We start from the raw sequence: 15,945 nt of genomic DNA on the forward strand, positions 1-15,945 counted from the left end.
AAATGAAAAAAATCACAATATTATGTTTTTTGCTAAGCTTTTATTCGGCTATAGCCCAAGATAATTATAATCAATTTTGGCAAGAGTTATTAAGTAATAATCGTACTTCGGCAACTGCAACACTAAAAAACGTTAATGATAATTCTGTCAAAAACCTTATTGTTAATGAAATGATGAGGGTTGAAAATGGGAAGTTTAGAACTAACAAAGATTTTTTACCAGCTTTTTTAAATGATAAAAATTACCAGTATTATTTATATGCTTTATGGAACGAAAACTATTTATTTAATACCTACTTAGAAACAGGATTTAATAGCAAAAATATAGGAGCAATTCGAAGCGTTGCTAAAAAAAATCCTACTCACAGCACTATTAAAGATGCTATAATTTACCTAGAATCTGTTTTAGCTAGAGATAGTAAAGATTGGAAAACCTATAGGTCAAAAATGAATGATATTCCTTCATTTAGACATTGGCAGTATTGCGGTGTTTTTGAAAATTTAAATAAAAGTGGTCTTGATCGTGTGTATGGTCCAGAAACAAACGCTAATAGTGATGCACCTTTTGATGCAGAAAGTAATGGTTTTGTTAATTGGTATACAGCAAAAAACCAAGAAGAGGCGTATCAATTTTTTACTAATCATGAAGAGTATGGTTCTGGTGTTAATTATGCGCAGACCTTTGTTACAGCAGACAAAGACGAAACAGTAATATTGCGTATTGGAAGTGGATCGGCTTTTAAAATATGGTTAAATGATGTTGTTATTTTTGAAAACAAACAGGATGTTGTTACAGACCTAGATGCCTATCAAGTAAAGGTGACCTTTCCTAAAGGTAATAATAGACTGTTAATTAAAACAGCCGAGAGCGATTACGGTAGTTATTTTATAGTTAGTCCATTAAATCTAGATGGCTCTCACAATACTAATTTAAAAGATTCGGCAAACTATGCAGCATATAACAAAAGTACAGCAAGTCAATTAGTTGCTGTCCCAATTACAAATAGTTTTGAAACCTTTTTTGCAGATAAGCTAAGTCAAAATCCAAATGATTTTTTTAATGCGTATTGCTTAGTAAAAACGTATTTAAGAAACTCTAAGTATGAGGAAGCTAAAAAAGTATTACAACCATTTTTAGACCAATATCCAAAAAGCTCTTTATTAAGAAAATTAATGATTTCGGTATATTCATTAGAAGAAGATTATACTAGTATTCAGGAAATTAATAAAAACATGGAATTGGATGACGAATCCTATTATCTACCTGTTTTATTAAAAGTTATGTTGTTTGATGAGTTGACTAGAATGAGTCTAACAGAGTTGGAAGAGTATCTTGAAAAACTTAAAAAAACAATAGATTTAGAAATCATGCACGAAACTGCAGATTTTATCTATAACGCCAGACAAGAAGACAAAGCTAAAGTCAGAAAAAATCTTGATAAATTAATGAAAATGGCAGATGGCAATACTAAGTTAATATTACGTTACGCTCCATTATACGCTTCGTTATTTGAAGAAGAAAATAAGACAATTAGCCTATTAGAAAATTTAGAAAAAAGCACCTTTGACTTAGCTTTAGTTAGACAACTTGTGTCGTATTACGATAGACGCAATCAAAAAGATAAAGTCATGGATATGCTAACCAATGAGATTGAATATCTAGGTACAGACAATTATTATTTAAGATCAATTATTAATAAATTACACCAATATCAAAAACATAAAGAATCATTAAAATATATTGATCAAGGGTTGTCTAATTTTCCAGATTCGTTTGTTTTTCAAGAATTAAAAGGTGATGCATTGCTTCAAATTGATAAAAAGAAAGCCATAATTGCTTATCAAGCATCATTAGCTCACAATAGTAATGATAAATCACTAAGAAAAAAATTAAAGGATTTAAACAACGAAAACAACGTTTTAAAAGACTTAGTTGTTGAAGATGCTTACAGCTTAATTAGTGATACAAGAGGTAAAATTGTCACCAATAATTATGGATTTAATATTTTACATGATAATAGTACTGTAGAGTTATATAGTGAAGGAGGAGGAAATTATAGATCTGTTTTTATTTATGAAATTACTTCTGACAATGGAGTAGAGCGTTTTAAAGAATATGATTTAGGACTAAGCGGAACTTATAACATCACTAAATCCGAAATTGTTAAACAAGATAAAAGTATTGTGCCAGCAGATAAAAGTGGATCTAGCCTAGTTTTTAATGGATTGTCCGTAGGAGATGTTATTTATTTAGATTACGAATATTCGTTCTCAAAATCTGGTCGTTTTTACAAAACGTACTCTGATCGTTTTATGTTAGGTTCTTTTCATCCCACAACCTCTTCAGCTGTAAAAATAATTGCACCTAAAGATTATAAATTAAATTATAAAAGTGTTAATGGTAATACACAACCTAAAATAACAACTAAAGGCGATTCTAAATTATACGAATGGACCATTGTAAATAATCCAGGTTTGCCTCAAGGAGAAGACTATATGCCTAGTGACGTAGACGTAGCAGAGTATATCCACTTAAGTACAATTGATAGCTGGAATGAAATTTCAATATGGTATTCTGATTTAGTTAGAAGTGTAATGGAGGTTAATGCAACTGTACAAGATACCTTTGATACATTATTTCCTGATGGATACAAACATTTATCAGAGGATCAACGTGCTAAAATTATTTACAATTACATACGTAATAACTTTACTTACAGTTATGTTAGTTTCAGACAAAGTGGATTTGTACCACAAAAACCATCCAAAACAATTAAAACTAGTTTAGGAGACTGTAAAGACTTTTCTACATTATTTGTAACATTAGCAAAGAAAGCAGACTTAGAAGCTAATTTAGTACTTGTTTTAACCTCAGACTATGGTTATAATAGTTTGGTGTTACCAAGTACTGACTTTAATCACTGTATAGCAAAAGTAAAAATTGATGGAAAAGATCAGTTTTTAGAATTAACAGACAAGTATTTACCTTATAAATCGTTACCAACATCATTAAGAGGTGCTACTGCTTTAGAAATTCCTTTAGATAGAAAAGATACTAAAATTTACGATTTATTTAAATTAGAAGATTTGGCTAGAGAGCAAGCAATCTCTAAAAACGTGGTCACGTTAAACATTAATAAAGATAAAATAGGAATGTTGATAGACTCAGAATATACTGGACATATTAACTCTTATTATTCAAGTGTGTTTTCAGAGCCTAATGCAGAAGTAATTAAAACATCGATTTATGATGATTACAACAATAGATTATCCGACGACTTTACTTTAAATAGTGTTAGTAATATTGAGCGTAAAAATGATGACATGTTGATTAAGTTTACATCAGACATGACTTTAAATAAAAAAATAAATAAGATAGGTTCTACCAATATATTACAATTACCAATGGTATCTAATCCATACACTAGTAGTATTGTTAGTTTAGAAAAACGCGAACACGTTATAGATTATACTCAATATGAAAACATGGACATTTACCAAGTTGATTACATTGTAAATATTGAAGCTGATCAGACTTTTACTGAAATTCCGGAAAACGTTAGTCTAAAGTTTAAGGATCATTTTTACAGTATCAATTATAGTAAGCTAAAAGCCAATCAATTAAAAGTTGAAATAAAATCTACACCTTCAATGAAGCGTATTGAAGCTTCAGAGTATCCAGAGTTTAAGACTTATGTTAAAAATGTCTTAGATGCACAAGATACTTTTATAGGTTATAAGTAATAAAACAACCTAATAAAAAAGCTCCAATTAATAATTAATTGGAGCTTTTTTTATTTTATAAAGTTATTAATTAATAACCGACGTATTCAATAATTTCTAAACCATATCCAATCATACCAACACGTTTTGTTTGTTGCGAGTTAGATATTAATTTTAATTTATGAATATTTAAATCATGTAAAATTTGTGCTCCAATCCCAAAATCTTTACTATCCATTGCTATAGCAGGAGCTTTAGCAACAGTGTTTGGCTTTTGCGCACTTTTTAAAACAGACAAGCGTTGCAGTAAATTCATAGATTCTGCTTGCTGGTTAATAAACAGTATAGCTCCACGTCCTTCGTCATTAATTACTCGGAACATATCATCTAATTTCTCGTCAGCATTATTAGTTAACGTACCTAAAATATCGTTATTTACTAAAGTAGAATTTACACGAGTTAAAACAGTGTCTTCACTAGTCCAATCTCCTTTAGTTAATGCTATATGCACTTGGTTATTAGTGGTTTGTTGGTAAGCTCTTAATCTAAAACTACCAAATCTAGTTTCAATTTGAAAATCGTCCTTTTTAACAATTAAAGAATCGTGATCCATTCTGTAGGCAATTAAGTCCTCAATGGATACTAATTTTAAATCAAACTTTTTAGCCACTTCAATTAATTGAGGTAAGCGTGCCATACTTCCATCTTCGTTCATAATTTCAACAATCACACCAGCTGGTTGTAAGCCTGCTAACCTTGCAAAATCAATAGCAGCTTCTGTATGACCTGTACGTCTTAAAACGCCACCTTCTTTAGCGACTAATGGAAAAATATGTCCAGGTCGTGCTAAATCAAAAGGTTTAGTGTCAGGATTAGTTAAGGATAATACGGTTTTAGCTCTGTCACCTGCAGATATTCCTGTAGTTACACCATTACCTTTTAAGTCTACAGATACTGTAAAAGCAGTTTCCATATGATCGGTATTGTTAGTAACCATCATGTGTAAATCTAATTCTTGACATCTGTGCTCTGTTAAAGGTGTACAAATTAAACCTCTACCATGAGTTGCCATAAAATTGATCATTTCAGGCGTTACTAATTCGGCAGCAGCCAAAAAATCACCTTCATTTTCTCTGTCTTCATCATCTACTACGATAATGACTTTTCCTGCTTTTATATCTTGAATGGCTTCTTCAATTGTATTTAATTTAAATGAAGATTTGCGTTCTGTTTTTGTAGTAATCATAACATTTGTGTTGTGCTGCAAAGATATTGCATATTTCTTAGTTAGTATAACTAAGTGTCTAGTTTTTGAGTTCTAAAGTAATGTGCGATTGGGTAAAAAACAGCTCCTAAAATGGTTATTAAAGGGTTGTCTTTTACTTGTATTATTTTTAATAATTTTTTGTATTCCACAGTAGCTTTTATGTAATTAAACAGAAAAACAATATAAGATATTACGCTAATTTGTATGCTAGCTTGAGAGAATACAGGAAGTTTATTGTTTTTAAACACAAAAAATAAAATGAATAAAACCAACGCGATTATAAAAAACACGTAACTTAATTTAGACATTATTTTATAGTCTTTAATATCGCTATCTTCTAGTGTTATAGAAGTTGTAGTTATAGGATTTATAGTATTATCGTCTATTGGTGATAAGTTATAATCTGTTCCTGTTGTTAGTTTTTGTACTCTTAGGATATAAATTAATGGATATAAGATAACACCTAATATAGTTTGTATAATTGGTTCTTTTTTATCTGAAATGAGTTTATGTAACTTAATAAAGCTTAAAGAAGATTTTACATAATTAAAAACAAAAACTATAAATGAAATTAAACTAATTTGGATACCTGCTAAAGCTACGACTGGTAATTTGTTGTTTTTAAACACAAAATATAAAATAAATAAAGCAAGACTTATGGTATAAAAAGTAATACTAAGTGTAGATAAAATTTTATAGCTAGCTTTTTCTGTTTCTGGAAGTTGGATTGTATCAACACCTATGGTATTAGTTTCGTTTTTTGCTTTTCCAAATTTAGAATTGTACCAATTTTTGATAGGAACTGTAATGTGATCAAATTCAAAAATACCTCTATCCTGAGTAGCGCGTTTAGTCAAAAATATACTTAAAGGTAACATGATTAAAGTAGAAAACCAAGCGGCTAATACAGGATTTAGTTTACCATTTTTAGCACTGTTTTCTGCAAATAATCCGATAAAATGATAACTTAAAAATAGGACAATAGCAATAACCATTGGTAATCCTAAACCTCCTTTACGTATTAATGCACCTAATGGCGCACCAACAAAAAACAGAATAATACAGGCTATACCTAAAGCAAATTTTTTGTGTAGTTGTATACCATGCTTATAAATATTAGAGCTTTTAATTTGTAATGCTGTTGTCTTAGATTTTAATATTTGTTGTGTGCTTGATACACTATTTACAGCATAATCTAAAACTTGTATCTTACGTTTAGTATTAAAAATATCTAAAACGTTTCCATCATAAATACTATCCTTAATAGATTTTATTGTCAGATTTAAAGTAGGAAGGTTAGTCCTGTTATAAATTGTGTTAGAAAACTCATTAACTACATCCTTGCGTTCTGTTTTAAGAGAGTCTATGGTGTAATTTAACTCTGATACGTTAAGCATCGTATATTTGTTTTCTACATTTTTTTCATCTAAATCAATATTATTTAATTCAGACAAGTCAATTGCTAAAACGTGTTTTTTAAACTCGGCTTTACTAAAAGGTTTCTTGTTTCGTTCTTCAGCTTTTCTAGGAGGTGTATCATCATAATAATAACCATCATACAAAACTAAATTAAGCACGTTTGAGTCCTCTTTACTAGCTAATTCTCCATGGTCTGCAACAATTGTAGTAAAGTTACCAGACATGCGACTGGAACCTTTTTTATGTATGGTTATACCTTTAAGAAACTTACCATTTTTACCCGATTTTTCTTCAACTTTAATATTAAATGCATCACCAATATCATTAAACTGACCTTCAGCAATAATCATTGCAGGTTTTACATTGGCAATGTTTCTTCTTAAATTAAAACTGTTATATTCTGCCCAAGGAATAACGTTATTGCTAAAAAAGAAAGTTAAAACGCCCAAGCCTACAATAAAAATTCCTAATCCAGACATTGCACGTTGTAATGATATACCTGTAGATTTCATTGCTGCAAACTCATAGTTTTCAGCAAAATCTCCAAATACCATTATGGACGCTAACAAGATTGTTAATGGTAAAATTAATGGTATAAGGGTAGGAGTGATATACATTAAAAACTTTAAGACAGTAACAATGTCTAAGTCTTTTCCTGCTAACTCTTTAATGTATAGCCATATAGCTTGTAAAACAAAAATCAGCATGAGTATAACAAACACGCTGATAAAGGTTTTAAGATATGTAGTTAATATGTACCTATCTAATATTTTCACTTAGAATTAATCCAGTTTATTGATGTAATAGTCCTTAAATTTATTTTTGTCAAAGGTAAATAAGGATTTTGATAAAGTCTCATTAGTTTTAAAAGAATTAACAGTCAAAGTTGTTTTTGTTCCGTTTTTTCCAACTTCTATTAATCGGTAGATGTGTTTAGTCTTTGTATCAATACCTAATAACACATATTTAATTTCGGAATTAGAATCCATAGGTGATAGTTTTACATATTGTATTTTTCTACCACTAACATCTTGCACAATATCCATTTTAAAAGTAAATCCTTCTTTGTAAAACGTTAGCATTTTACTTGGTGTAATAGTGCTTTCATCTTGATCACTTCCTTTAGATACTGTTACTTCTTCATCCTCTGGACTAATGCTATATATGTTTTGTCCATCATATATACGTGTGATACCTAAAATATTTAAACGGTATTTGTCACCTTCCATGACAACATCACCTTTAGTTTCTTGTTTTATGTTTTCTTCAGTATTTTCTAAAACATATTTAAAAGCTATAGAGATATTGTTATAACTTTTAGCTTTAGTCGATACTTCATTTAAAAGTTTGTTTGCTTCATTATCCTGAGCAAAAATGGTGCTTGTCGCTAATAAAAATAATACTAATAATTTTTTCATTTTAAATGTAATTTATTGTCTTTCGTTTTCTAATAGTTGATCAAGAGCTACTAAATCTACAACTAAGACTTGTCTTGCTTTACTACCTTCAAAACCACCTACAATTCCTGCTGCTTCTAATTGGTCAATTAAGCGACCTGCACGATTGTAACCTAATTTTAATTTACGTTGTAGTAAAGAAGCTGATCCTTGTTGAGCTGTGACAATTATTTCAGCAGCATCTCTAAATAAAGCATCTCTTTCAGATATATCTATATCAAGACTTGTGCCACTTTCTTCACCAACGTACTCTGGTAATAAATAAGCGTCAGGATATGCTTTTTGGTTACCAATAAAATCAACTATTTTTTCTACTTCTGGAGTGTCAACAAAAGCACATTGTATACGTATCATGTCATTACCTTGTGTATATAACATATCTCCACGTCCAATTAATTGATCTGCTCCTCCTGCATCTAAAATGGTTCTAGAGTCTATTTTACTAGATACCCTAAAAGCTATACGTGCTGGGAAGTTAGCTTTAATTATACCTGTAATAACGTTTACAGATGGACGTTGTGTTGCAATAATTAAGTGGATACCAATTGCACGTGCTAATTGTGCAAGTCTTGCTACAGGTGTTTCCACCTCTTTACCTGCTGTCATAATTAAATCTGCAAACTCATCAACTACCAAAACAATATATGGTAAGTAGGCATGACCTTCGTTTGGATTTAATTTACGCGCTTTAAATTTTGTGTTATATTCTACAATGTTACGACATAATGCATTTTTAAGCATTTCGTAACGGTTATCCATCTCAATACATAATGAGTTTAGCGTGTGTATAACCTTGGTATTATCTGTTATAATAGCTTCTGCTTCATCAGGAAGTTTAGCTAAATAATGTCTTTCAATTTTATTAAATAAAGTTAACTCTACTTTTTTAGGATCTACTAAAACAAACTTGACTTCAGCAGGATGTTTTTTGTATAGTAATGAGGTTAATACAGCATTTAAACCTACAGATTTACCTTGTCCAGTTGCACCAGCCATTAATAAGTGAGGCATTTTAGCTAAGTCAATGACTAAGGTTTCGTTACTAATTGTTTTACCAATAGCAATTGGTAAATGCATTTCTGTTTTCTGAAATTTTTGAGATGCAATAACAGACCTCATGGATACTATAGTTGCATTTTTATTTGGTACCTCGATACCAATGGTTCCTTTTCCTGGTATTGGAGCAATAATACGAATACCTAAAGCAGAAAGCGATAAAGCAATATCGTCTTCTAGGTTTTTAATTTTAGAAATTCTAATACCTGCTTCTGGAACAATCTCATATAAAGTCACGGTTGGTCCAATGGTTGCTTTAATACTAGCAATTCCAATTTTGTAATTATTTAAAGTTTCTACAATTTTGTTTTTATTTTCTTCTAATTCTTCTTGGTTAATGGTAACCCCTTCATTATCATATTTTTTTAATAAATCTAAAGGAGGGAATTGATATTTGCCTAACTCTAAAGTAGGGTCAAACTGTCCAAAGTCTTCCACTAACTTATTAGCAAGATTATCTGTTTCGGATATTTCTTCTTTAACAGTTTCTACCTCAATTTCCATTTGAGGTTCTTCTATTTCAATTTTAGGAGTTGTAATTTCTGTTTTAATTTCTTTTTTAGAAACTTCAGGAGTAGTAACCTCTTGTGTAAGTTCTATATTATTTGTGGTTTCTATTTTTGAATGATTTGAAATTGTAGGTTCTACCTTTTTGTCTACCTCAAATGCAGATTTCATAGCTTCAGCTTCATCTGAATACGAATTATCTACAGGTACAAAATCATCTTTAAAATCGTCTTTAATATTCTTTTTGGCATTTTTAAATATAGAAGCAATACGTTGTGGTGTAAACTTAAAGCGAATAGCTAAATAACTTATAAAAGCAAAAGCCAATAAAAGTATAGTACCAATTTTACCAATATAATCTTGAAAAAAACTATTTATTTCAAATCCTATAGTTCCGCTTAGTGTATCATTTTTATGTGCGAAAAAGCCAAATAATATAGATAGCCATATTACCACTAAAATTCCCCAAAACCAGTGTTTGCGTAATTTAGCTTTACTTAAATCTGTAAGTACATAAACTCCAGATAAAAAGGTAAGACCAGAAAATATAAATGCTGCTATACCAAAACCACGTTGGATAAATAGGTCGCTAATCCAAGCACCAATTTTGCTTAACCAATTTTGGGTTTCGACGTCTCTAGAAGAAAATTCAGATAACGCACTTTGATCTACCTTACCAGTAAATAAGTAAGATAAAAAGGATATAAAAAACAAGACTCCTAAAATTATTAAAAAGCTACCTAATACCAGTTTTTGTTGGCTTGTAAGGGTTAAGTCTGGTTTTTTAAAACCAATCTTCTTTTTTGTTTTAGTTTGTTTTTTTGCTTTCGCCATTATTGGGTTTAATTTGCGTAAAAATACAAATAGTTAACGTTTATCCTAATGGATAATTGTTTAAAATAGCTTTGGTATATAAATAATCAAACCAATAATACTAGCAGCTATAGATGCTATAAAAACTGCACCTGCAGCAATATCTTTAATAAATCCAATTTTTTCATGATGTTCTGGGTGTACAAAATCTGCAATTGCTTCAATAGCAGTATTTACACCTTCTACACTCATGACTAAACCTATGGCAAAGCATTGCATAATCCACTCGGTAGACGAGATTTTAAAATAAAAACCAGCAACAGTAACAATAAGAGCAATACAAAATTGGATTTGTATACTGGCTTCAGTTTTTAAAAGTAAGAGCATGCCTTTAAAGGCATACCCTACACTTTTTAAACGATTGATTATAAAAGGTTCTTTTTTACTCATCTAATAATGCGTAAAGCGACGCTTTGTAGTTAGGTTCGTCAGCTACTTCTTTAACTTGCTCTGTATATTGTACAATACCATTTTCGTCTAAAACGACTACACATCTAGAGTGTAATCCTTCAAAAGGACCAGAAGCAAATTCTAAACCATAATCTTTACCAAATTGTCCAGTTTTAAAATCGGATAACATCATTACATTATCAATGCCTTCCGCACCACAAAAACGGGCTTGAGCAAATGGTAAATCTCTAGAGATACACAGGACCTTTGTGTTTTCCATTTCAGCAGCTTCTTTATTAAATGATCTAACAGATGTTGCACAAGTGCCAGTATCTACACTCGGAAAAATGTTTAATACCACTTTATGCCCTTCAAAATCTGATAGTTTTTGAGTAGATAAATCACTTAATGTTAAGGTGAAATCTGGAGCTTTTTCTCCAACTTTTGGTAATTGACCTATAGTTTCAACAGGAGTACCTCCTAATGTTATTTTTGCCATTTTTATAGTTTTTAAGTTATAGTAAGTAAAAATAGTCAATAATGGTGTGGTACAATAGGTCTTTACAAAATTTTATCAAATAATTTAAAGCTATCATAAATATATTATCAATAAGTAAAAGCTATTGTTAAATAGTGACAATCAATTTTGTAATCTTTAAATTTAGAGATAATTGGCTAATTTTATTTCAAATTAAATTTAAAACAAATACTATGGAAAATAATCCTCATTCAAGTCATCAACCTAACGGTAAAAACTTTGATATCAACGAAAGTTCTGCTAAATGTCCTTTTTTAAGCGGAACCGTTAAGCAAACTTCTGGTGGTGGTGTAAAAAATCGCGACTGGTGGCCAAACGAATTAAAATTAAATATTTTACGTCAAAATGCATCAAAATCAAACCCAATGGGAGACGATTTTGATTATGCAGAAGCCTTTAAAAGTTTAGATTATAATGCGTTAAAAAAAGATTTAACTGCATTTATGACAGACTCTCAAGATTGGTGGCCTGCAGATTATGGACATTATGGAGGATTAATGATACGTATGGCTTGGCATAGTGCAGGAACATACAGGGTTGGAGATGGTCGTGGTGGAGCAGGAGCAGGTAACCAACGTTTTGCTCCAATTAACAGTTGGCCAGATAATGGTAACTTAGATAAGGCACGTTTATTATTATGGCCTATAAAACAAAAATATGGTAACAAAATTTCTTGGGCAGATTTAATGATTTTAGCAGGAAACTGTGCCTTAGAGTCTATGGGATTTCCAACATTTGGTTTTGCAGGTGGTAGAGCAGATGTTTGGGAACCTGAGCAAGATATTTATTGGGGAAGTGAAACAGAATGGGGAGCAAACGAAGAAAGATATAAAGAAGGTGATTTAGAAGATCCTTTAGCAGCTGTAATGATGGGTTGGATTTATGTAAACCCAGAAGGACCAAACGGAAATCCGGATCCTATGGGTTCTGCTCATGATGTACGCGAAACCTTTGGTAGAATGGCAATGGACGATGAAGAAACAGTAGCTTTAGTTGCTGGAGGTCATACATTTGGTAAAGCGCATGGTGCAGCAGATCCAAATAAATATGTTGGTAAAGAACCACATGGTGCATCTATTGAAGAAATGAGTACTGGTTGGAAAAATTCTTACGGTACAGGTGTTTTAGATGATACTATTACTAGTGGTATTGAAGGTGCGTGGACACCAAATCCAACACGTTGGGATGCAGATTATTTTGATGTATTATTAAATTACGATTGGGAGTTAACAAAAAGTCCAGCAGGTGCACACCAATGGAAACCAACCGAAGCTTCTAAAGCTAGACAAGCACCTATGGCTGGTGATGCTAGTAAAAGACAAGATTTAATGATGACGACTGCAGATATAGCCTTAAAAACAGATCCTAAATATTTAGAAATTTCTAAACGTTTTCATGCAGATCATAAAGCATTTGAAGATGCTTTTGCACGTGCTTGGTACAAATTAACACATCGTGATTTAGGACCTACATCGCGTTATTTAGGACCAGAAGTACCACAAGAAGAGTTATTATGGCAAGATCCAATTCCAACTGTAAATTATACATTAAGTGATGCCGATATTGAAACCTTAAAAGGATTAATTGCAAATTCTGGTTTAACAGTATCGCAATTAGTAACTACAGCTTGGGCATCTGCTTCAACATTTAGAGGATCTGATAATCGTGGTGGTGCAAATGGCGCACGCATTGCTTTAGAGCCACAACGTAGTTGGGAAGTAAATAATCCAGAAGAATTAAATAAAGTGCTTTCGGTTTTAGAAGGTATTAAAAATGAATTTAATGGTGAAGTTTCTTTAGCAGATTTAATAGTCCTAGCAGGAAATGTAGGTGTAGAAAAAGGATTAAAAAATGCAGGATACAATCATACAGTAGAATTTACTCAAGGTAGAGGTGATGCTACGCAAGAGCAAACAGATATAGAGCAGTTTGGATATTTAGAGCCATTAGCAGATGGTTTTAGAAACTATATTAAAGGTAATCTGAAAATTGCTGCTGAAGATTTATTGGTAGACAAAGCTAATTTATTAACACTATCTGTTCCAGAGTTAACTGTTTTAGTTGGTGGTTTACGTGTGTTAGGTGCTAATTACGATGGTTCTAATTATGGTGTATTTACAGACAATGTTGGAAGCTTAACAAACGATTTCTTTAAAAATATATTAGATTTTACTTACACTTGGAAAGCAACATCTGAAGACGATAGATATTTTGAAGGTAGAAACCGTAATACAGGAGAAGTTAAATTTAAAGGCACAAGAGCCGATTTAATTTTTGGATCAAATACAGAGCTTAGAGCTATAGCAGAAGTTTATGGCGCAAGTGATGGTCAAGACAGATTTGTTAAAGATTTTGTTGCTGCTTGGACTAAAGTGATGAATTTAGATCGTTTTGACGTGAAATAATCCAAGTCTACATATAAATTAAAGGAATGTGTTTTACCTAAAATTCATTCCTTTTTTATTGTAAAAAATCATTTAAATAGAACTTTTTAAAGTTCTAAAAAAACACAAGAAAAATGGATAACATAGATAAAGTATTTAATAGTATTAAAAATAATGATAATGCAACATTAAATACACTTTTAACCGAAAACCCAAAATTAGCAGAAGCTAAAGACCAACGCGGATTTACACCATTAATTTTGGCAACGTATTTTGATAACGAAGCTGCAACTAAAACTTTAATAAAACATAATGCACCAATAAACGACAAAGATGCTTCTGGTAACACTGCGTTAATAGGTGTAAGTTTTAAAGGGAATGTAGAATTTGCAAAGTTTTTAATTGAAAATGGAGCTAATCTAGATGAAGTTAATAATAATGGCACTACAGCGTTAACTTTTGCTACGCAATATAATAAAGTTGAGATTGTAAAATTATTACTTGACCATGGCGCAGATATTACTGTTAAAGACAATGACGGTAAAACCGCTTTAGATTACGCTCAAGATAAAAAGTTTACAGAGTTAATTACACTTTTAGGATAATGTAATTAACTTATTTTAAATATAACCAAGTTTGGATAGGTGATTAACTTATTTTAAACTTGGTTTTTTATTTATCCATTTTGCACAGTCTATAACCTTAGTAATAGTTTTATTAGCTTCATTTTTTCGCCAATGCATGTATAAATCTATAGTTTGGTCTAAATCTATAAAACGTACATTATTAAAATTTGAATGTTTAAACGAATTGGGTAGAATAGAAATGCCAAGTCCTTTAGACACAAGATTTAAAATCATACCACCAAAATCTGATTCGATGCTAATTTTAGGTTCAAATCCTAATTGATTAAATAAGTTGCGTAATAAAGACGAAAAAAATGTGGTTTGATGCAAACCAGTAATTATAAAGTTTTCCTGTTGCAATTTATCAATATTGTTAATGGAATTTTTATCTAGCCAATGGTTGCTAGGTACAGCAATGCAAATAGGCTCGGTAGAAAGTTTTACAGTTTGGATATTAGTATGCTGTATATTATCGCGACTAAAGGCAATATCTGTATCGTAGTTTAGTAATAGTTTTTGGTGGTTTTCATCGCTAAGTTCTGCTAATTCTAGCTTTAGGTCAGGTAGATTAGTTTTAATTATTTCTAAAAAATTAGGTAGAAAACTAAAAGTAATAGAACCTGGATACGAGATAGAAACATGTCCTGCATCGCCTTGATCTATTTTTTTTGCTTGACGCTGTATTTGGTCTAATTCACCTATGGTTTTTGTCCAATGCTTTTGCAGAAATTTGCCAGCATCGGTTAATTTGACATTTCTTTTATTTCTTTCGAAAAGTGAAAAACCCAATTCTTCTTCTAAAGCTTGAATTTGTCTTGTTAATGAGGATTGTGAGATATACATTTTTTCGGCAGTGTTCCAAAAATGAAGTTCTTCTGCTAAACCTAAAAAGTATTTTATTTGCTGAATTGTCATAACAAATGCATTTTTTGCATTACTGAATCAAAAATATGTATTTTTTAGCAGATTCAATCCTAGTTTCTTTGTGTAACATTTTTTTTATAACCTGTAAACTGAAACAGTATGTTAGGCATCGAGAATTTTATGACCTTTATGGTTACCGCTTTATTATTTATAATGACACCAGGAATTGATACGGTTTTTGTATTAAATAAATCTATTGGTCAAGGTCGTAAATCTGGAATAGTATCAGCAATGGGTATTAATACTGGTGTTTTAACACATACGTTTTTGTCTGCAATTGGGTTAACGGTTTTAATTGCAAAATCTGCAATTGCCTTTATGGTTATTAAGTATATTGCTGCAGCTTATCTAATCTATATTGGCGTAAAAAAGTATAGGGATACCTCTGTTTTATTTGCCGAAAACAGCGTAAGTGAAGTTAATAATAGCTCAAAAACTGACTTTTGGTCTGGTTTTTTTACAAATTCATTAAATCCAAAAGTTGCATTATTCTTTTTGGCTTTTTTTCCGCAATTTATTACACCTTCAAAATTAGAAGATCCAGTTCCTTTTGTTTTATTGGGTATTACGTTTGCAATAATTGGTGTAATTTGGTATGTGGTTTTAACGTTGTTTGCAAGTACGTTTTCAACTAAAATTAAAGGGTATCCAAATTCAGGGATTTTGCTTAATAAAATAAGTGGATTTGTGTTTGTGTTAATGGGATTACAGATTGCTTTTGGGTAGTTATTGTTTAAAATAAAAAAACCACTTTACAAAGGTAAAGTGGTTTTAACTATTAA

The 15,945-nt window shown here is 30.9% G+C and carries 11 protein-coding genes; 4 read left to right on the forward strand and 7 right to left on the reverse strand.

The genetic code is table 11. The features are described from left to right. Positions 1 to 2: 2 nt before the first annotated feature. Positions 3 to 3,743, forward strand: a complete 3,741-nt coding sequence (locus M890_RS0102090) for a DUF3857 domain-containing protein (protein ID WP_028281932.1) — start codon at positions 3 to 5, stop codon at positions 3,741 to 3,743. 70 nt (positions 3,744 to 3,813) lie between these two features. Here M890_RS0102090 and ribB read toward each other — a convergent pair whose 3' ends face one another. The 6 genes from ribB to tpx are packed head-to-tail and all read right to left on the reverse strand — an operon-like array spanning position 3,814 to position 11,190. Beyond that, positions 3,814 to 4,968 (reverse strand): 3,4-dihydroxy-2-butanone-4-phosphate synthase, encoded by a 1,155-nt coding sequence (gene ribB / locus M890_RS0102095; RefSeq protein WP_051437425.1) that lies wholly within the window; start codon positions 4,966 to 4,968, stop codon positions 3,814 to 3,816. 50 nt (positions 4,969 to 5,018) lie between these two features. Further along, on the reverse strand, positions 5,019 to 7,184 hold the full coding sequence (locus tag M890_RS0102100) for an LptF/LptG family permease (protein WP_084553534.1): 2,166 nt from the start codon (positions 7,182 to 7,184) through the stop codon (positions 5,019 to 5,021). A 6-nt stretch (positions 7,185 to 7,190) separates the two neighbouring features. Continuing rightward, entirely contained in the window at positions 7,191 to 7,826 is a 636-nt protein-coding gene (locus tag M890_RS0102105) for an outer membrane lipoprotein periplasmic chaperone LolA1 (RefSeq protein ID WP_028281935.1), read from the reverse strand. Positions 7,827 to 7,838: 12 nt separating this feature from the next. Next, entirely contained in the window at positions 7,839 to 10,262 is a 2,424-nt protein-coding gene (locus M890_RS0102110; protein ID WP_028281936.1) for a DNA translocase FtsK, read from the reverse strand. 60 nt (positions 10,263 to 10,322) lie between these two features. After that, the gene (locus M890_RS0102115) at positions 10,323 to 10,691 is read right to left on the reverse strand and encodes a diacylglycerol kinase (protein ID WP_028281937.1); all 369 of its coding nucleotides are present in this window, start codon (positions 10,689 to 10,691) and stop codon (positions 10,323 to 10,325) included. Next, the gene (gene tpx / locus M890_RS0102120; RefSeq protein ID WP_028281938.1) at positions 10,684 to 11,190 is read right to left on the reverse strand and encodes a thiol peroxidase; all 507 of its coding nucleotides are present in this window, start codon (positions 11,188 to 11,190) and stop codon (positions 10,684 to 10,686) included. The genes M890_RS0102115 and tpx overlap by 8 nt, the downstream gene beginning before the upstream one ends. A gap of 212 nt (positions 11,191 to 11,402) precedes the next feature. Here tpx and katG point away from each other — a divergent pair, with 212 nt between their 5' ends. Both katG and M890_RS0102130 read left to right on the forward strand, forming a co-directional pair. Then, positions 11,403 to 13,634 carry a catalase/peroxidase HPI gene (gene katG / locus M890_RS0102125; protein WP_028281939.1) on the forward strand — a complete coding sequence of 744 codons (2,232 nt, stop codon included), beginning with the start codon at positions 11,403 to 11,405 and terminating at the stop codon, positions 13,632 to 13,634. Positions 13,635 to 13,747: 113 nt separating this feature from the next. Then, the gene (locus M890_RS0102130; protein ID WP_028281940.1) at positions 13,748 to 14,218 is read left to right on the forward strand and encodes an ankyrin repeat domain-containing protein; all 471 of its coding nucleotides are present in this window, start codon (positions 13,748 to 13,750) and stop codon (positions 14,216 to 14,218) included. A gap of 48 nt (positions 14,219 to 14,266) precedes the next feature. Here the strand turns inward: M890_RS0102130 and M890_RS0102135 are convergent, their stop codons facing one another. After that, entirely contained in the window at positions 14,267 to 15,154 is an 888-nt protein-coding gene (locus tag M890_RS0102135; protein WP_028281941.1) for a LysR substrate-binding domain-containing protein, read from the reverse strand. 108 nt (positions 15,155 to 15,262) lie between these two features. Here M890_RS0102135 and M890_RS0102140 point away from each other — a divergent pair, with 108 nt between their 5' ends. Continuing rightward, positions 15,263 to 15,889 (forward strand): LysE family translocator, encoded by a 627-nt coding sequence (locus tag M890_RS0102140; RefSeq protein ID WP_028281942.1) that lies wholly within the window; start codon positions 15,263 to 15,265, stop codon positions 15,887 to 15,889. Positions 15,890 to 15,945 lie beyond the last annotated feature (56 nt).

Source organism: Olleya marilimosa CAM030, assembly GCF_000518485.1.
GTDB classification, from domain to species: Bacteria; Bacteroidota; Bacteroidia; order Flavobacteriales; family Flavobacteriaceae; genus Olleya; species Olleya marilimosa.

Coding starts and splice junctions, on each gene's coding strand:
- M890_RS0102140 (WP_028281942.1), top strand. CDS start 15,263: ATGTTAGGCATCGAGAATTTTATGACCTTTATGGTTACCGCTTTATTA.
- M890_RS0102110 (WP_028281936.1), bottom strand. CDS start 10,262: ATGGCGAAAGCAAAAAAACAAACTAAAACAAAAAAGAAGATTGGTTTT.
- M890_RS0102115 (WP_028281937.1), bottom strand. CDS start 10,691: ATGAGTAAAAAAGAACCTTTTATAATCAATCGTTTAAAAAGTGTAGGG.
- katG (WP_028281939.1), top strand. CDS start 11,403: ATGGAAAATAATCCTCATTCAAGTCATCAACCTAACGGTAAAAACTTT.
- M890_RS0102130 (WP_028281940.1), top strand. CDS start 13,748: ATGGATAACATAGATAAAGTATTTAATAGTATTAAAAATAATGATAAT.
- M890_RS0102105 (WP_028281935.1), bottom strand. CDS start 7,826: ATGAAAAAATTATTAGTATTATTTTTATTAGCGACAAGCACCATTTTT.
- tpx (WP_028281938.1), bottom strand. CDS start 11,190: ATGGCAAAAATAACATTAGGAGGTACTCCTGTTGAAACTATAGGTCAA.
- M890_RS0102135 (WP_028281941.1), bottom strand. CDS start 15,154: ATGACAATTCAGCAAATAAAATACTTTTTAGGTTTAGCAGAAGAACTT.
- ribB (WP_051437425.1), bottom strand. CDS start 4,968: ATGATTACTACAAAAACAGAACGCAAATCTTCATTTAAATTAAATACA.
- M890_RS0102090 (WP_028281932.1), top strand. CDS start 3: ATGAAAAAAATCACAATATTATGTTTTTTGCTAAGCTTTTATTCGGCT.